Below are 18,560 nucleotides of genomic sequence, written 5' to 3' on the forward strand. Positions count from 1 at the left end.
TGAAACCCTTCACGGCAGTCATGTAATCGCTTGCATTTTGCCGTACTATAAAAATGTTGAGCCGTTGTAGATCTCGTCACACTAGAGTTTATCATGGCAATGAACAAGAATATAGACATAAAGAATATAAAACTAGCCAAAAATTGCACTGGAGGTTAAGACGGATGTTACCTTTTTATGAGATTCGTAAGGATGAATTATCGGTTATCCGGAATTTGAAGGAGATTTCTTTCCCTCCACATATGCATGGATATCTTGAAATTCTATATGTCATCTCAGGGTCTCAACGGATTGAAGTGAATGATCAAACGTATGATTTGCACGAAGGTGACGCAGCAATGATATTCCCTGATATGGTTCACCGTTACGAAACAACTGGGGATTCCTATACGAGGGAGGTGTTAATTATTATCCATCCCAAGCTCTTAGGCGGTCTGTTTCCTGATCTGACTCGCTTCCATCCTAAGAATCCAACTATTACTAAACCATATGTTCATGAAGACGTTGCAGTTGCATTTGAGAAAGTGAAACGGGATGATGATTATGCCATTAAGCTTGGTTGGATTCACATCATCATCGCGCATCTATTGCGCGAAATTGAATTTGAACAAGTACAGCAACTTCCAGTACAGGATTTATCCAAGAAGCTGATGGAATACTTAGCAACACATTTCACCGAGCCCATCACCTTAGACACTCTTGCCTCCGAGTTTAACGTAAGTAAATATTATATTTCTCGCATCTTCACCAAGCGATTCAAAATGAACCTGCGAAACTATCTATCGATGCTTCGGGTTGAGTATGCTTCCATGTTAATTCGTACCACAGATGCGTCTCTAACAACGGTGTGGATGAATGCAGGATTCGATAGCCAGCGTACGTTCAATCGGGTGTTCCAGGCTATTTACGGCATGACACCACGAGATTTTAAGAACAATGTAAGTAACTATCTAAAATGAGGATTCTATGCTTTAAAACTTCATAACATCAGCATGCATAAGTCATTTCGTTGTCGTTTATATTTTACTGCTGACTGTGACCAGTCTTTGATTCGGCATATAACACGTTACTAGTGTGCAATTCACTTCGAGTTAACTTTAACTATGAAAGGATCGTTTGGCATGTACAGTATTAGTGAAATTGAGAAAATTACAGGTTTACGTCCCTCCACCCTGCGCTATTATGAGCAAGAAGACAGCTTACCTCATGTGGAACGTAATGCTTCAGGTAGAAGAGAATATTCGAACGAAGTCCTAGAGTGGCTGGAGTTGGTTATCGCTTTGAAAGATACGGGCATGTCTATTGAGGATATTAAGGCTTACACAGAACTGATTCGACAAGGATATCCTCCTCTCGATGCCAGAAAACAATTTTTGCTCATGCACAAAGCTAAGGTGGAACGTGCAGTGGCACAGACACAATTCCGTCTGGAGAAAATTATATGCAAAAACGCCTAATCGGAAATAGGAACATGTTCTTGTCCCTCTCGGCAATCGGTACAAGTTCTTGTCCTCAACTGCCAGTTTCAGTCTGATATTTCGCTTTTTTAATACCTAGCAAACGTGTTTAACCTCCCATCTTGTCAATTGTCACACAACATTGTGAACATTTTCATGTGTTATGGTACTTAATAAAGCTCTAAGTGCATGTTATCAATGTTTAGATATACATCTAATCGGTAATCGGACTATGTTCTTGTCCATTCCGGCAATCGGTACAAGTTCTTGTTCTCAGCAGCTATTCTCAGCCCGATATTCACCTTTTTAATACCTAACAAACGTGTTTAACCTCTCATCTTGTCAGTTGTCACATAACATTGTGAACATTCTCATGTGTTATGGTACTTAATAAAGCTTTAAGTGCATGTTATCAATGTTTAGATATACATCTAATCAGTAATCGGACTATGTTCTTGTCCATTCCGGCAATCGGTACAAGTTCTTGTCCTTGGCTCGGGACAAGAACTTGTACCGATAAAACAAAAAAGCCGCTAAAATAGCGACTTCAATGGGACCATGTTCTTGTCCCTCGACAAAAGGCTTTTGCATATTTCTCAACAAGTTTTTCTATAGAACGTTGTGTTAAACGTCTATTTTTACCTTTGCGTCCTACAGGTGCTGCAATAAACAAATATTTTTCATTTTTTTCTGGGGAATATCTTGTTTCCCTTACCTGCAGGTAATTCTCAATATCTAGGGATGCTTGGCTGCTAAAGTAAACATATTGCTCTTTTCCCCCTTTTCGAGTTACTCTTACAGATGATTTCGTCAGGTCTAAATCCTCAAGATTGATTCCGGAAACTTCCGATAATCTAAGTCCTGATCCTAAGATTAATGAAATTATTGCCGTATCTCGTTCACGATTAAACTGATGGAAATTCATGATACGTTTATTTGTTTTGTTTAATTCGCCATAATCGTATGCTAGAAACACTCTAAAAGCTTCAAAATCATTTTCTCTCAGTATTTTCCCTTCCATACGATTCGCGATGTTTCTAGCGTGGATAATTCAATTTCTGTTCTTTTTTGAACTGTGATAAAGTTCTCTGTAATCAGCCAATCAAAAAAGATAATATAATCGTGGCAGTAATTAAGAAGTGTTGAGGCAGAAAGCTTACGCTTCTTACTGTCAATAAATTCAGTAACATACCAAGGTAATTCACTTAACTTATCGTCAATTCGACCCATAAGGTGTAATTTAGCTTGTTTATTAAATATTGACAAGAAGTTCCCTACAAAAAATTTAAACCCCCTTGATTTATTAGAGGTTTCTTGGTTGGCGACTTTATGTCATTCTACAATAGAATTCGATGTTCAAGTAAAGAAAGGACAGGGGCACCCTGTCCTTTCTAATAGATGAGGATAAACGCGTGATGAGTTTACTGTTGGATCAAGGATTACAGCTCGACTCTCGAGGTGCCTAGCATCTTGGCAGATTTCGGATCGTGGAAGGATAAGAATAAACTCTCCCGCGTATCGAGGGTGGAGATTTGTTCGATATCGTCTGCACTCAATTCGAAATCGAAAATGTCGATGTTTTCGATGATCCGCTCTTTTCTCACCGATTTTGGAATTACAACGACTTCACGCTGAACCAGCCAGCGCAGCACGACTTGGGCGACGGACTTGTTGTGTTTTTCTGCGATCGAGGCCAGCACTTCGTTGCCGAACATGTTGCCCAGTCCTTCAGCGAACGGCGCCCACGACTGGTGTTGCACTCTCTGCTCTTTCATAAAAGCGGCGTTCTCAGCCTGCTGGTAGAAAGGATGTGTTTCGATCTGGTTGACTGCGGGCACGATTTCATTATGCACGATGAGGTCCATCAGACGGTCGGGCAGGAAGTTGCTGACACCGATCGCCTTGATCTTGCCTTCGAGGTACAGGTCTTCCATCGCACGCCAAGCGCCGTAGTAATCGCCGAACGGCAGGTGAATAAGATATAGATCGAAATAGTCGAGCTGCAGCTTTTTCAAAGATTTAGCAAACGCCAGCTTGGCACTCTCGTAACCGGCATCCTGAACCCAAAGTTTGGTCGTGATGAACAGCTCTGCGCGTGGTACGCCGCTACGCTTGATCGCGCGTCCTACCGCTTCCTCGTTGAGATAACCAGCCGCGGTGTCGATCAGGCGATAACCAGCCATCAGCGCATCATATACGGCATTCTCGCATTCTTCAGCATCCGGCACTTGAAAGACACCTAATAAGCCTACCACCTTCGTGTTACACAATGGAACCGATAGTCCTAGATGGATGAAATTAATGGTCTGTTGGCGCTTGGCTCGCCATATCGTTAAGTTGGGTTACAAAAGCTCCTTCATTCGGACCTTGATTATCACGAATCATTTTCGCTTGTTCCACTAGAACCTCTTCAGCATCCGTACCGAGTAATCTTATGGTTTCTTCAATAAATGCTTCAAGTGGCATCGCATGCGGATTGTTACTAATATCTCCCATGAGTTCCGTTTGAACCCCAGGTGGTATGATTTCTAATACTTTTACTGTTGTATCTTTAAACAAATAACGTTGTGATAAGGTATAGGAATGGAGCGCTGCTTTGGTCGCCGAATACACCGCAGTCGCTGCGTACGGAATAAACCCGACTGAAGAAGTCGTATTAATGATCACAGCTTCTTCTTTAGACTTCAAATGTTCAATTAATGAAGACGTCATTCGAATTGGTCCAAGCAAGTTTGTTGAGACCGTTGAAACCAGAACCTCTTCGTCAATCACACCCGCAGCCTCATCGAAAAGCATGATGCCGGCGTTATTAAATAAGACATTCAAATCAGGAAAGTCCTGAATAAGTTGCTTAGCGGTTGCCTCAATACTGGAAAGATCCTGTATATCCAGTTCAACTGCAGACATTCCAGGATTAGCACTAATCACTTCCTCCAGACGCTCTTTTCTTCTACCCGAGATGATTACTTTGTTTCCAAGGTTGTGTAGAGCTTCTGCCAATGCACGTCCAATTCCTGAACCGCCACCTGTAATGAAGATCGTGTTTCCTGTAAGTTTCATTTTAAATTCCTCCAATATTTGGTTATAATTATTTTGAAATTGTATTACATTGTTCGATGAAATCGGTATTAACTATTAATCTTGCACTTTAAGGTTTCAAAATGGACTAACCACCTTCTATGCAGTATACTATTACAACAATAGTTGCTTTAGTAGTTCAATTGTATCGGGAACATCATTGAGGAACAACCAACAATGCGGGCCATTTGTTGGTTTAAAAAAAGGAGTTAGATCCATGGGACTTAAAGTAAGAAATATTCGTACAACTCGAACAAGAGAATCCATTTTTGAGTCACTTTTTGAACTGATGGAAGAAAAAGATTTTGATAAAATAACAATACAAAATTTAACGGAACGAGCCCAAATCAATCGGGCAACTTTCTATGCTCATTTCCAAGATAAATATGAATTGTTGGATGAGATTATAAAAAAATCAGCGGAAGAACTTATTCAACAACATACTAATGGTGTGTGTACTTTTACAAAAGATAATATGATGCAATTAGTATTCGCAGCATTTGAGTATCATCAACAAGTCAAAAAGAAATGTCGCCGTAACTATAACAGAATTATTCCTCTACTCTCTTTAAAATTAGTCAATGCACTAAAGCATTATTTGAATCTTTGTATGCAGGAAATATCCTCTGATGAACGTACTTTGTACGTACAAATCTATGCCAACATGATTAATGAAGCAGTTACTTTGCATACTGCTGAACAAATTAAACTAACAGAACAAAGTATAGCAGAGCATATTGTTCAAATGATGAACCTGGACTAATCGAAAAAGTGAGCCATAGTTAGGTAACAGCTGCTTGACAGTGCAGCAGCAAGCCCATTATGTTTCGTTTCCCTTGCACAGCCAATAGTGCCAACAGAGGATCCATCGAGGGACCATAGGAGACTGTGGTCCTGAGAACCATCAAGCTGGAGTATCAGCGATGAATATCATTTGAAATTTTCCCTTTCTAAAGAGGCTGGGCTGGGCATCTGGAATAGCTAGAAAAATTTCCCCAGTTTACTTCTTCTGCACATACTCCACTAATTCCCTTGGGGTTCACCATCCCATATCTCAACGGTTCATTGCCTTTACATTCCTTCGTTATAACCTAAGCTCACGATACTCAGGACTGAATATTCTGTCAAAAAAGCGGTTCCAGGCGATCTCTTTTCTGATAGTCAACCATCCAACCTGGGTATTCAGGAGGCAGTATACGCACTTCGTCAAGTTGCTGAATTTCATCATCCGTCAGTTCTAAATTTGCGGCTTCCAGATTTTCTTCCAACTGTTCCAATCGTTTCGCGCCAACAAGAACAGAGGTTACAACTGGTCTTGTCATCAGCCAAGCGAGCGCCACACTTGCTATACTTGTCCCATGTGCTTCAGCGATCGGTTTTATCTTATCAATGATATTCCAAGCTCGCTCTTTATCTACAATCGGGAAATCAACCGCAGAGCGGCGCGAATCCTCTGCCTTTTGATTGTGTCGATCGTAACGCCCTGACAGCAGACCGCCAGCAAGCGGACCCCACACCAGAAGTCCCATCTTCTTTGCTTCCATCAAAGGCGCCAACTCTCGTTCAACATCGCGGCTGGCAAGAGAATAATACCCCTGAACCGTTTCAAAGCGAGCCAGATTTTTGCGTTCAGAAATACCAAGAGCATCAGCAATTTTCCAAGCATGCCAGTTTGATACGCCAATATATCGTACCTTACCCTGTGTTACCAGATCATTTAAAGCACCTAAAGTTTCTTCTACAGGTGTCAAGAAATCATCGGCGTGAATCTGATACAAATCGATATAATCCATTTTCAATCTCTTTAAACTTGCTTCCACTGCATTCATAATATGTCCTCTTGAAGCACCGACATCGTTACGTCCCATACCTGTTCGTCCGGCGGCTTTGCTAGCAATTACAACTTCCTCCCGCGCAATACCAAGATTGCGGAAGGATTGTCCAAGAATAATTTCACTTTCACCTTCTGCATAATTATCAGCAGTATCAAAGAAATTAATTCCGATATCGACACTCTTTTTTATCATCTTGTCGGCTACTTCTTGCCCAACTAAACCGAGAATTTTATGGTTATCCTTTCCACTCGTGAACGTCATTGTGCCTAACGCAAGTTGTGAAACTAAAAGTCCTGTATTTCCAAGCTGCTTATACTTCATTCTGTATATCCTCCTTAATATTGGGCATTTTATAGCATCACAATCATACTCGCTTTGCAATCAGCATGTAACTGTCCGCTACATCCGTTATTATGTGCCTCTTCTTTTTTATAGCTAGTCATAAAAGCATGGTGATACGTGTAAATGAACTTTCATATTTAGTGCATATTCATGCTCTCTACTGTTCCGCGGTTGATAACGGAGCGGCGCACGAACAAGCCAATAATAAAGCCAATAACAGCAATTAAAAGCAAAATCCAAAACACGTTTTGCGCCCCCGCAGTTATCGCATTTGCGATTTCATTCGGCATTGTTGGTGTAGATGAGGTAGCTAAATACTTATTCTTTCCACCTGTTAAAATACTAATGGCTACAGCTGTTCCCATAGCCCCAACGACTTGCATCAACGTGTTCAGGGCAGCTGAACCGTGTGGATATAATTCAGGTGGCAGTGAGTTTAAGGCATTTGTTTGTGAGGCTGGCCAAATGAGTCCAATCCCTCCCGCTAGAACCATATGCAATGCAATAATTAATCCAACTGATGAAGCTGGCGTTAATGTTGTGAAGAACCATAAAACCAACATTATAATGACTAAACCTGGCATTATAACCCATTTCGGTCCATACTTATCGGACAAGCGCCCTGCAACCATCTGGAAAATACCATTTAGTGCACTACCCGGCAATAATATCAAGCCTGTAACAAATACAGATAGCCCTGCCCCTGTTTGCAAGAACATTGGCAACACAATCATTGTCGTCATAAAAATTACTATACACATCATCACAAGGAAAACCCCGACAACGAACATCGGATATTTGAATACACGTAAATTTAGTAACGGCTGATCCTTATTTTGTCTCAATACAAACAAGATAAGTGCAATCACACCAACAATAATCAACGTCAGAGCGACGGAACTTCCCCCCCCATGGCCTCCTTCACCAGCTTGACCAAATCCAAATACGATACTTCCGAAACCAATTGTGGATAAAACTGCTGAAAGAACATCAATACGTTGCTTACTTACTTCTGTTACATTTTCTAAATACTTCATCCCAAACAACATACCAATCACTATGAATGGTAGTAAGAGCCAGAAAATAAAGTGCCAAGACAAATACTGGATTATCATCCCACTAATCGCTGGCCCCAGTGCGGGTGCAAACGATAAGACTAACCCAATATAGCCCATCGCTGCGCCTCGCTTTTCTGGAGGAAAAATCACAAGCAATGTGTTAAACATGAGCGGTAATAATAACCCCATACCAATTGCCTGTATAACACGTGCAAACATGAGCATTTCAAAGTTTAAGGATACAGCCGCTAAGAATGTACCTGCCGTTAAACTAGCTGTTGACACGATAAAAAGTTGTCTTGTTGTATACATTTGCAATAATTGACCAGTGAACGGCATTAGAATACCAAGTGTTAGTAAGTAACCTGTTGTCAACCATTGCGCTGTAGCCGCCGAAATGTGGAACACTTCCATTAAATTAGTCATTGCTATGTTTAGAGCGGTCTCGCTAAACATCCCAACAAAACCACAGATAAGCAGCGATGCCAAGATGGCACGTGTATTGTATTGCTTCTTCATCTCACTATCTCCTTGAAATCAATATAATCGTTTATTTTTTGCCCTACCTGCACCATAACGACGGTCGTCAGGCTTTATCTTTTGTATACCTATTTTCCAGGAAAGGAAGACCTAAATTACCTCTCAACGTACGGGATTCATATTCATTTCGGAATATTCCCTTTTCCTGCAGGATCGGTACGACCAAATCAATAAAATCATCAATTCCCGAAGGATGTTCTTGTCTTAGAAGCAATACGTCCATTGTGCCCGTTTGATGCCAATGTTCAATCCTATCGGCTACGGTCTCTGCGGATCCGAAAAATAGGGGTTTAGGAGTACGGTATCCTGGGGGCGATAACCTTTGTAACTCCAGAAACTTTTCATTCGCCTCCGTTTCTGTTCTTCCAACGATGATGTGTTGTGAAGGCATAATTAACAGGTCTTCCGGAGCTCGTCCTGCAAGGCCTGCTCTTCTTCTCAATTCCTCACTAAATTGCTTGGCGTAGTTGTAATCATCCCCATTTATGAACACACCTTCAGCATGTTTGGATGCGATATTCATAAACGCTTCAGACGTACCCGCTTGAAAAATGACGGGTCTTCCTTGTGGAGAACGACTAATATTAAGCGGACCGTCAACAGAAAAGTACTTGCCTCTGTAATTCAGTTTGTGCATCTTTCTTGGATTGAGGAAGATACCACTCTCTTTATCACGAACAAAAGCATCATCTTCATAGGAATCCCACAGGCCTTCTACAATTTCGATGAACTCTTTATTCAAAGGGTATAAATCTTCTTTAGACAAATGCCTTCTGCTGTAGTTAGCCAACCCCCCAGAATTAGATGTAACAGCGTTCCATGCCGCGCGCCCGTTACTAATTTTATCGAGAGAGGCCATCTGTCTAGCCACTGTAAATGGATCAGCGTAAGACGTGGCTATAGTCGCAGCAAGCCCGATGTGGCTAGTGGCCATGCTTAATGCGGATAGTATCGTTACACCTTCAAACATGCTTAGAAAATGCGGGATATTTCCAGGCCCTATATGGCTTACATCTGCTAAAAAAACCATATCGAACTTGCCCTCTTCTGCTCGTTTCGCCATCTTGACATAGAAATCTACACTTTCGCTTGCATTGGCAGGCATATTAGGGTGGCGCCATGCCCAGTAACTCCAACCAACCCCTTCAACTATAACGCCGATCTTAAGCTGTTTTTTACTTTTCATTTTTGCTCCTCTTTCTGTAAAATCAAACTCTCTAGCCAATAACCCAATGGCTTTTAATCTCGTAGCCTTTTCGGGTTAAAAATCGGAATCATAATTTCGTCCACCCAGGCTTCATTTGCTTTTTCTCTTAGTCTTTGGCCACATTTACAATACTTCCGATAACAAATCGTTCACGGTTGAATTCCTTGGCTCTTTCTTCTTCATATGAATACACATGGGATGCTGCTAATGGCCGCTCAAGTCGTCATGAATATATCTTCTTTGTCCGTTTGTATGAAAGAGACATAGATCATTAGCCCACTAACCAATTAGATAAACTTTCAAACATCAAATTATTTAGCGTGCTAAATATTAATTTAGCCTGCTAACTAATATTCAGAAAGTGGAGAGTGCTTAAAACAGATTACTCTCCATTTGCTTCATAAGCCGTCGTAAGAGGAGTCGTTCATCCATTGAGATTGATTTTAGCAACTTTTCTTGATGCTTTTTCCATATAATACGAACGGGCTCCTCAAGTTCCTTTCCTTTATCGGTTAAATAAATCCGCATGACTCGTGCATCTTTTTCATCACGCTTACGATAGATGAATCCGTTTTGTTCAAGTGTTTTAACCATGTTGGTTATAGTGGGAGGTTCACAGTTTAATTGTTCACTTAGCTGCATTTGTGTTACTCCATCATCTAAGAATAAACGGTAGAGCAGATTATCTTGTCCGACATGCAGGTTTAGTTCCCTAAGACTTTCGCCGTAATCTCGTCTCATTCTTGCCGAAAGTTTATCGAACAGCTCACGGATATCACAGTCAATTTCTTTCTCCATGTTGTTCTCCCAACCTTTATTATTGATATTGTTTAGCAGGCTAAATATATCATGTGTGTAGTTCAGCCGTCAACTATTGTTCGTCCGTAAGAGAAAATCATACCCATTATTTATATATTATTGTTTTTCCTTGTAGTTCCGACTATTCATTATAATTTTCAGCAGGTATAAGGTGTTTGGATTGAGTTAACTATCTGAATGAAGGGTACAGTGTAACATATCGTATTTTCGAAAGAGCGTAGATGTATCCGTACGATCCGCAGAATGGAAGCGCGTTAGTCAATGAAACAGCGACAGTCTAGGTCTTTATTTTTTGGTCCTTGGCAGTCCATGTTTCAAACATCAAACTAGCCAACTAACAAGGAACTGGCTTTCAGCCGGTTTATTTGTGAACGGTTTTATTCAAAGCACTCCTTTATACACTCACGCTTCTCTTCCATCCATCTAACACCATCCGTACCTTCTTCTGCTCTTCTATGATCTTTCCACATGCTTAGCCCAAGACCATGCTCAAGGTACATAGTCGTATGGACTCTTTCCATCGATGTGGCTTGCTAATCTCCGTATCTGTCCTTCTGACGTTTCATCCAGGTTACTCTTATCAGTTGAGCCATGACGTAATCATAACCTTCTTTATTTGAGCAATTCGGTTATGATCGATGCGGATGCTGCTCCCTGAACTAAAACATCAAGTAAATAAGCAAATTTGGATAATCGTTCACAGTCATCAGATCTCAGCCGCATGGACAAACGCTTGCCTTGAGATCCAAGTAAAACATATGATTCGTTATTTAGGTGACAAATGATCGGAAGGATTGTCCAAGAATAATTTCACTTTCACCTTCTGAATAATTATCAGCAGTATCAAAGAAATTAATCTATTTTCTCACTCCATATTGCTTCGGCACACCCAGGTGTTCACGCAAAGTATTTCCCTTATAATCAAGATGATATAAGCCTCGTTTTTGCAACACGGGCACAACTTTTTCCACAAAATCTTTTACACCTTTTTGACTTTCTGGCACAATGGAAAAACCGTCCGTTGCCCCTGCTTTAAACCATTCTTCAATGAAATCCGCCACATCTTCAGGCGTGCCAACCACTACAGGGTGATAGTTGATGATTCCGTTTGCCAATACATCTCTTGGACTTAGCCCTTGTTTGATTAGCTCTACTGCTCTTAGTGAGCGTGGGTCGCCTGGATTCGGCGTGGCTTGATATTGTAAAGATTTTGGTAGGGGTTTATTCAAATTCAAGTCATGTAAATTTACGCCAATCATCGCTGATAAATAGCGAATTTGTCCTTCAAATGCATCTTTCCCCATAAAATCCAGTAACTGATGACGGCGGGCAAGTGCTTCTTCATAAGTATCGTCCACCGTAACCATAAAACCAGAAAACATATTGATTTCATCAGGGTTTCTACCGTATTTTATCGCACTTTGTTTTAACAAATTACGGTAATGACGAGCTTCTTCAATCGTAAAAGGGTTAGCATAAACACCGCTGGCAAATTTACCTGCCATTTCCACCCCTTCAAAACTTGGACCTGCCTGAAAAATAGGCGGTTGCCCTTGCGGACTTGGTGGAAGGGGAAGTGGGCCTCGGGTCTGGTAGTATTGACCATTGAAATTTGCAGGGGTTAATTGATCCAGTTTGATAAATTCGCCAGTTTGTTGGTCTGTAATGTAGGCATTTTCGCCAAAACTTCCCCAAAGAGACTGCACTGCTTCTACCATTTCATCTGCCATTTCATAACGAGTGGTAGTGTCAGGCAGAGGACTAGCTCCAAAATTATAAGCAACCTCACGAGTTCCTGTTGTTACCGCATTCCAACCGACACGCCCACCACTTATGAGGTCCAGCGTTTTAAGTTGGCGAGCCAAATTATACGGTAAGTTGTAAGTGGTAGAATAGGTTGCTACCAAACCGATTTTCTGGGTATGCGTGGCAACAGCAGCTAGCATCGTCATCGGTTCCATTACAAACATTGGTGATTTTCGAGCCATATCACCATTTACCCCAGCTCCCACCATCCCAGGTGTATCCGCAATAAACAGCGTGTGAATTTTACCCTGTTCAGCAAGTTTGGCAAGCTCAATATAGGCATTGATGTCGGTGTAAGCCTTTGGATTACTATCATTAAATCGCCAAGAATAACCCTCACCACCATAGCCTGTTACAAACATGATGGCCAGCTTGATTTGCTTGTTTGAATTATCTAAATAGTCGTGCATCGTTTTCCTCCTTTATTTTTTTTCACTCTCTGATTGATCCATCCCACAATATCATCAACTACTACATCTCCGTTTGGTTCAAACATCAAATAATGTCCAAGTTCGCTATAAAGTCTCAAACTTTTATCTTTTGAAGCCGTTTCTTGATAAAAATCAATTAACATAAACATCATCTATCACAACCGCTTACCAGTAAAACAGGTGCGATAAATTTGTCAGTTGTTCATTTTAAATCGTCCTTTCTTATCTTAAAGCATCTACCAGAATATATTTTCACTCAATGCCACTCATTAAACGATCGATAATGATTTCAACCGAATCAATTTGATGGATCATTGAAATGCCAAGCCCCAATGAGGCGAAACCTTTTGATAAATCACCGTATAGCATTCCATTTCTCATCCCCGATGCTGGATTCGATGCTTGGTAAATCTCTTCATTTTTGGCTAAATTGCGATCCAATTCTGCCAATTTATTTGGGAGTTCCCCCGGTAGAGAACGGTAATAGGCAGGTTGCGTGCGATAAAGCAACATATCATTAGCATCTGATTTAATTAAAGCATCTTTAATATTATCAGCCATACGAGACTCTTTTGAGGCAAGAAAGGCAGTCCCGACAAAGACCCCTTCCGCTCCTAGAGCCATTGCAGCTTTGGCAGTGCGTTCATCTGTAATCCCGCCAGCGGCTAATACTGGCACACGACCTTTTGCAGCATCTACCACCAAGGGCACAATAGAAAAGGTACCAATAACGTTTGCTGGAACTTGTCCCCCTTCATCAAAACCTGTGGCAACCAGAATATCCACACCACCTTTGATAGCTTCCTCTGTCACTTCAACAGTTGGTGCCCCTCGATAAATGATTTTGATATGGTTGGCCTTAAATTTTTGAGTCCATTCCTTTGAAAATGCCCCTACCATCACAGCCACTTCGACCCCCTCTTCTACCATCATGTCTAGCATGGGTTGTGTATAGAGGTCAAAACCTGCCACCGTAGGAATGATATTGATTCCAATAGGATTTGAGGTGATACTTCTAGCAATACGAACCTCACGGCGCATATTCTCCACCGTTTCTTCAACGGTCTTGGCAGGTTCTGATTGTCCAGCATTGATGCCAAGCACACCTAGTCCTCCACCCTTACTAATAGCTCCGACAAACTTACCGTCTGTTAGCCAACTCATTGGTCCTTGAATAATAGGTTTTTCAATCCCTAAAATGTCTGTTACACGATTTTTCATTGTGTTTCCTCACTTTCTATTTTAGAATACTTCGCCTTCTCTCAGACTAGTCTGGTTAGCTAGTCTGAAAAGGAATCTGAGGTCTTAAGTCGACGGTTAATGCTGGAGTATTGGCGATAAAGATCATTTGAAAGTTTTCCTTTTCGGCTAATTTAGCCGCTTCACATAACTATTCGGCTGCTTGGGCGGTGCCCTGCATTCTCCAAGTGCTGATTCGGCTCCGTACCCCGAAACCATTGTAGTGCTAGTTGCATCTCTTTTCTTTCATTCCATGTATCTCCTTTGTTTTAAATATGCTCCAAGTAAGCAAAAGAGCCTGGAGTAAATTATTCCCAATCGCATTTCGATAGATCGGAGAAAATGAAGTGATATATAACTTGCTAACTAATTAACTGGTGATTACCCAGATACTTAGGTTGCTAAGTAAATAAATATATTTAATATGCTAAATATATTTATTAATTAACCTTATTCTAGGTTTCTCTCCAATCGCTTCATAAGATCCCTCAATATTAAGCGTTCCTCCGGTAAGATTGAATGGAGTAATTTTTCTTGCTGCTGTTTCCATTTGAACTCAACCGGCTTCTCTAATTCTTTGCCTTTGTCCGTTAGATAAATTCGCATAACCCTTGCATCTTGTTCATCACGTTTACGGTATATAAATCCGTTTTGTGCCAATGATTTAACCATATTTGTTACCGTAGGCGGTTCACATTTTAAATGTTCACAAAGCTGCATTTGTGTTATCCCATCTCCTAACCACAAACGAGAGAGTAAATTATCTTGGCCTACATAAAGATTAAGTTCCCTAAGACTTTCATTATAATCTCGACGCATTTGAAATGAAATTTTATCTAACGACTGACGAATATCGCAATCAACCTTATGGTTCATACCAGCCTCCGCTAGTCATAAATATATATTTAGTATGCTAACTATATCATCGTGACATTTAGGTATCCATTATCTTAAGGGACCTACTCTCATTTTATCGGGCTAAATTTATCTAGAATGGAGGTTAAAAGTATGGATCCAACAATAAGATAGAACCTTGATCCAAATCAACTTTTTCACACTGAAATGTTCAGATTCTGTTTATTACACCGTTACCCTATCAACTTGTTGTGTTGAGCAACTTTGTTACAGACAATAGAATAAAACTAATTCTTATTTTTTTAAAGAGGGCAATAAAAATTGCCGTAGTACATTTTTTTGTACTTAATAACTAAAAGTAGGTAAAAAGATGGCTAGAATTTGTAAAGACGTATTTGACAAAGAATTTATAATGGAACATACAAAAGATTATTAATCCTGCAAATGTTCCAATTAAAAGAAGTCTTTTTTTGTTATCTTGCTTTTTGTTAGTGCAAAAAAAGCTACGACAATGACAGCTAATACTTCACAAACTTATTAAGCCCGCTTTCTAATTCTCGAAGTTACTTTGTAAGAGAACCTTGTGGAATATCCCATAAAAAGGATTTAATCTTACTATAACGACGCTCTTTGGTCTTTAAATACCAAAGAATGATATATTTCCAACGCCCAGAAAGTATGTTTTGGGTATAGGCAATGCCATTAACTTCTCTTTGTTCCTTTATACACTCTTTATCAAATCCATCCTTATATAATCTAGACACCTTTTCACCTGTTTTGCACGTATCTCAGAGTCCCCCCTTTATAGGCATATAAATTAATAGGGATAAAATAAAGTTTTACTTTTTATATGAAATACTTCTTTGCATTAAGTCAAGCTTATTCTGATGGAAATTCGTTAAAGAACGCTACATCCTCAATAGGAAGACGTGTAGTAGGATGTCCTGATTTCATTGCTTTTCCGATCGCAATGATCATAACCGGCACATACTGCTCGGAAATTCCGAACGTTTCAAATAACTTTGCTCTATCGTATCCATGCATCGGAACAGTGTCGTAACCTTTGGATCGTGCGACAAGCATGAGCTGCATCGAAATTAGGCCACCATCCGTATATACAATTTGTAGCGTCTCTTCAGGAGGCAGGTTTGAGTACATATCAACATTTCGTTCGATGAATGATTTAGCCGTATCAATCGGCATAAAGCCTGCTTCAACAGCCTGACCATAAATTTCTTCTGCCTTCTGGTAGCTTTTCAGATCTCCTAGCACAGCAATAACTGCAGAAGCTTCGACTACTTGTTGTTGGTTAAACGCGATAGGTAAAAGCTTTTCTTTCAACTCTGGTTTATCGATAACGAGAAAACGCCATGGCTGCAGGTTCGAAGACGAAGGAGCCAATGTTGCCAGTTCGAGTATTTCAGTCATTTCTTCACGTGAGATCTGCACGTTTGGATCGTATGAACGAACAGAACGACGTTCACGAATCACATCTAAGAACAGTTGCTGTTCGATCTTTTCTGAATTTTGAGAGTTTGACATTGTAATTCCTCCTAGAAATAACTTGATTGTTTTGTTCTCCATATTTGTTACCATAGTCGGTACGCATTTTAAATGTTCACATAGCTGAGTAACATTTGTGTTATTCCATCACCTAACCACAAACGAGCGACTAGTTTATCCTGGCGTACATGAAGATTAAGTTCTCTTAGACTTTTGTTATAATCTCGCCGCATTTGGGATGAAATTTTATCTAACGACTCATGAAAATCGCATCCAACCTTAAAGATCATAGGTATGCCCCCACTATCAAAATGTATTTAGCGTGCTAAACTATAACATGGTGAAACGGACCTCCTCACATTTTAACGGATTGAGTTTATCTAGAACGGGGGCAAAAGTATGGATCTAACTCAAAAGCTTGAAAGATGAACCCACATCATCGTTTCACACTAAAATGACAGATTCAGTTTATTACACCGTTTGCCTATCAACTTGGTGCATTGAGTAACTTTGTTACAGACAATAGAATAAAACCAATTCTCATTTTTTTAAAGAGGGCAATAAAAATTGCCTTAGTACATTTTTTGTACTGAATAGCTTGGTTAGTGTAAAAAAAGCTGCCACAATGACAGCTTAGGATCTTTACTTCTTCCTACGTTACTTTAATACATTTCTTCACAAACTTTTATCGTAAAAGAAAACTGCCGTTAGAACGATCTCTCCTCCCAAAACTGTTACTTTATCCACTATTTAAATTTTGGGGTAAATTATAAACGTAAATAGAACGCTTTAGTTAGTCTACCTGCTCCCCGAACTTCTTCCCGAACTCTTCCATCAAATTAATTATAGGAATGAATTCTTTCCCTTTTGAGGTTAATGAATAATCTACTCGAGGAGGAACCTCTGGATAAACTTTACGATTTATTAAGCCATCTCTTTCTAATTCTCGAAGTTGCTTTGTAAGAGAACCTTGTGGAATATCCCATAAAAAAGCTTTAATCTCACTATAACGACGCTCTTTGGTCTTTAAATACCAAAGAATGATATATTTCCAACGCCCAGAAAGTATGTTTTGGGTATAGGCAATGCCATAAACTTCTTCTCTATGTTCCTTTATACACTCTTTATCAAATCCATCCTTATATAATCTAGACACCTTTTTACCTGCTTTCTACTGTTAAGTACAAAAAAAATGTACTATGTGAATGTTTATTGCTTCATCAAAAAGATGAGAAATGATTATATTCTAGCATATGTAACTGTTTGGTGAAAAAAAAGTGTTAGACCGGAGTCGTTGAATTACCGTAGGTTTTAAAGAGAAGAATCGGTCAGCTATTAGAAAATAATTTTTAGACAAGTCCATTAAAAGAAGCAGCGGCAGACCAAGACTTGAAAAATAATGTCTTTGACTGCCGCTGTTGTCATTAAACTAACGTTTCCCGTTAGTTTAATGACGGTCTACATATTTTACTCTTGTTTTGAAGCATGGTCACTGAGTCTTTATCTTCAAATATTATTCTGTAATTCCATTATACTGCTTAATTTTTGAAAATCACGACCATATGCTTGCTTCCCATATATTCTACGGAAGTATTTAACTGCTCCGCCACAAAACGAACAGGAACGAACGCACTGCCGTTCTTCAGAAGTCATTTTGCATCACCGTTTGCTGGTTTACTTTTACCTGTCTGTTCCCTACAGCCCAACGAATCGTTTTACCATCCTTCTGAATCGTTACCTCTTTGGTGCTCTGATTCCAATTCACGGTTGCCCCAAGCTTCTCGGAGATGAAACGGATCGGCACAATAGGTACGTCCTGTCTGAATAAATGGCGCTGTGGAAATACGATAAGCACTGTCTCCCACATAAGCTGTCTTGTTGCCGATCACCAAGCGCTGTGTCTTACTCTGACCGCTAGGCAAATCATTACTTGCCAGTGTCACGAATAATTTATATGTTTTCGATCCCTTGCTCAAATCTAAATAGTTATTTTGCAGCCCAAGTGGTTCAATGAATGCACCCGTATCATAATACGGAAAAAAATTACGTTGTTGGATCGGCTCTAAATTCCACACTTTATTGTTGTTCAAATAGAGGTAACCCAAACTTTGAAGATTTCTCAACGGCTCCAAATCATAGATTTGGTTAGATGATAAATTCAGAGTAACCAAGACAGTTGATTTAGACAAAGGAGCAAGAACTTTGATGTTATTATTCGCAGCTTCGAGTCTCCTAAGCTTAACCAATCCTGCTAGCGGCTTTAGATCTGTGATCTTGTTGGAATTTATGGACAACGTACTCAGATTGACTAGTCCCGCTAGCGGTGAAAGATCATTGATTTGGTTGCTAGCTAGAGATAAATCTGTCATCTTCGTTAACTTCCTGAGGGG

19 protein-coding genes and 1 pseudogene are annotated in these 18,560 nt (G+C 40.0%); 3 read left to right on the forward strand and 17 right to left on the reverse strand.

The window, feature by feature from the left end; translation table 11 throughout:
- The first annotated feature begins 164 nt into the window (after window positions 1-164).
- The gene (locus AC6CIF_RS21780) at window positions 165-959 is read left to right on the forward strand and encodes a helix-turn-helix transcriptional regulator (protein WP_498201517.1); all 795 of its coding nucleotides are present in this window, start codon (window positions 165-167) and stop codon (window positions 957-959) included.
- A gap of 162 nt (window positions 960-1,121) precedes the next feature.
- Window positions 1,122-1,457: a MerR family transcriptional regulator gene (locus tag AC6CIF_RS21785; protein ID WP_062329847.1), complete on the forward strand. Its 336-nt coding sequence runs from the start codon at window positions 1,122-1,124 to the stop codon at window positions 1,455-1,457.
- A gap of 547 nt (window positions 1,458-2,004) precedes the next feature.
- Here AC6CIF_RS21785 and AC6CIF_RS21790 read toward each other — a convergent pair.
- From AC6CIF_RS21790 to AC6CIF_RS21800, 3 genes are all read right to left on the reverse strand, one after another.
- Window positions 2,005-2,478, reverse strand: coding sequence for a tyrosine-type recombinase/integrase (locus AC6CIF_RS21790; RefSeq protein WP_498201518.1), 474 nt, complete (start codon window positions 2,476-2,478; stop codon window positions 2,005-2,007).
- A 418-nt stretch (window positions 2,479-2,896) separates the two neighbouring features.
- Window positions 2,897-3,727, reverse strand: a complete 831-nt coding sequence (locus AC6CIF_RS21795; protein WP_498201519.1) for an aldo/keto reductase — start codon at window positions 3,725-3,727, stop codon at window positions 2,897-2,899.
- Between the two features lie 28 nt (window positions 3,728-3,755).
- Window positions 3,756-4,517 (reverse strand): SDR family oxidoreductase, encoded by a 762-nt coding sequence (locus tag AC6CIF_RS21800; protein WP_175398568.1) that lies wholly within the window; start codon window positions 4,515-4,517, stop codon window positions 3,756-3,758.
- Between the two features lie 235 nt (window positions 4,518-4,752).
- Here AC6CIF_RS21800 and AC6CIF_RS21805 point away from each other — a divergent pair, with 235 nt between their 5' ends.
- Complete coding sequence (locus AC6CIF_RS21805; protein WP_498201520.1) at window positions 4,753-5,298, forward strand: TetR/AcrR family transcriptional regulator; 546 nt, start codon at window positions 4,753-4,755, stop codon at window positions 5,296-5,298.
- Window positions 5,299-5,659: 361 nt separating this feature from the next.
- On the opposite strand, the gene AC6CIF_RS21810 is transcribed toward AC6CIF_RS21805, so the two are convergent.
- The 14 genes and pseudogenes from AC6CIF_RS21810 to AC6CIF_RS21875 form a co-directional block, all read right to left on the reverse strand.
- Window positions 5,660-6,691 (reverse strand): aldo/keto reductase, encoded by a 1,032-nt coding sequence (locus AC6CIF_RS21810; protein ID WP_498201521.1) that lies wholly within the window; start codon window positions 6,689-6,691, stop codon window positions 5,660-5,662.
- A gap of 158 nt (window positions 6,692-6,849) precedes the next feature.
- Window positions 6,850-8,289, reverse strand: a complete 1,440-nt coding sequence (locus tag AC6CIF_RS21815) for a DHA2 family efflux MFS transporter permease subunit (RefSeq protein ID WP_498201522.1) — start codon at window positions 8,287-8,289, stop codon at window positions 6,850-6,852.
- 67 nt (window positions 8,290-8,356) lie between these two features.
- On the reverse strand, window positions 8,357-9,496 hold the full coding sequence (locus AC6CIF_RS21820; protein WP_498201523.1) for an NtaA/DmoA family FMN-dependent monooxygenase: 1,140 nt from the start codon (window positions 9,494-9,496) through the stop codon (window positions 8,357-8,359).
- 393 nt (window positions 9,497-9,889) lie between these two features.
- Window positions 9,890-10,315: a MarR family winged helix-turn-helix transcriptional regulator gene (locus tag AC6CIF_RS21825; RefSeq protein WP_498201524.1), complete on the reverse strand. Its 426-nt coding sequence runs from the start codon at window positions 10,313-10,315 to the stop codon at window positions 9,890-9,892.
- Window positions 10,316-11,193: 878 nt separating this feature from the next.
- Window positions 11,194-12,552 carry an NtaA/DmoA family FMN-dependent monooxygenase gene (locus AC6CIF_RS21830; RefSeq protein ID WP_498201525.1) on the reverse strand — a complete coding sequence of 453 codons (1,359 nt, stop codon included), beginning with the start codon at window positions 12,550-12,552 and terminating at the stop codon, window positions 11,194-11,196.
- A complete protein-coding gene (locus AC6CIF_RS21835) occupies window positions 12,537-12,725 on the reverse strand; it encodes a hypothetical protein (protein WP_498201526.1) in 189 nt (62 codons plus the stop codon). The genes AC6CIF_RS21830 and AC6CIF_RS21835 overlap by 16 nt, the downstream gene beginning before the upstream one ends.
- Before the next feature lie 100 nt (window positions 12,726-12,825).
- Entirely contained in the window at window positions 12,826-13,794 is a 969-nt protein-coding gene (locus tag AC6CIF_RS21840) for an NAD(P)H-dependent flavin oxidoreductase (RefSeq protein ID WP_498201527.1), read from the reverse strand.
- A 468-nt stretch (window positions 13,795-14,262) separates the two neighbouring features.
- Window positions 14,263-14,688, reverse strand: coding sequence for a MarR family winged helix-turn-helix transcriptional regulator (locus AC6CIF_RS21845; protein WP_175398576.1), 426 nt, complete (start codon window positions 14,686-14,688; stop codon window positions 14,263-14,265).
- A 545-nt stretch (window positions 14,689-15,233) separates the two neighbouring features.
- Window positions 15,234-15,431: pseudogene (locus AC6CIF_RS21850) on the reverse strand (winged helix-turn-helix transcriptional regulator); the annotation flags it as partial.
- Window positions 15,432-15,546: 115 nt separating this feature from the next.
- Entirely contained in the window at window positions 15,547-16,209 is a 663-nt protein-coding gene (locus AC6CIF_RS21855; protein ID WP_498201528.1) for a nitroreductase family protein, read from the reverse strand.
- A 754-nt stretch (window positions 16,210-16,963) separates the two neighbouring features.
- On the reverse strand, window positions 16,964-17,326 hold the full coding sequence (locus AC6CIF_RS21860; protein WP_192267439.1) for a winged helix-turn-helix transcriptional regulator: 363 nt from the start codon (window positions 17,324-17,326) through the stop codon (window positions 16,964-16,966).
- A 382-nt stretch (window positions 17,327-17,708) separates the two neighbouring features.
- Entirely contained in the window at window positions 17,709-17,780 is a 72-nt protein-coding gene (locus AC6CIF_RS21865) for a hypothetical protein (RefSeq protein ID WP_498201583.1), read from the reverse strand.
- Between the two features lie 32 nt (window positions 17,781-17,812).
- On the reverse strand, window positions 17,813-17,935 hold the full coding sequence (locus AC6CIF_RS21870) for a stalk domain-containing protein (RefSeq protein WP_498201529.1): 123 nt from the start codon (window positions 17,933-17,935) through the stop codon (window positions 17,813-17,815).
- Window positions 17,886-18,539, reverse strand: coding sequence for a leucine-rich repeat domain-containing protein (locus AC6CIF_RS21875; RefSeq protein ID WP_498201530.1), 654 nt, complete (start codon window positions 18,537-18,539; stop codon window positions 17,886-17,888). The genes AC6CIF_RS21870 and AC6CIF_RS21875 overlap by 50 nt, the downstream gene beginning before the upstream one ends.
- Window positions 18,540-18,560 lie beyond the last annotated feature (21 nt).

The organism is Paenibacillus sp. GQ49 (assembly GCF_059759055.1).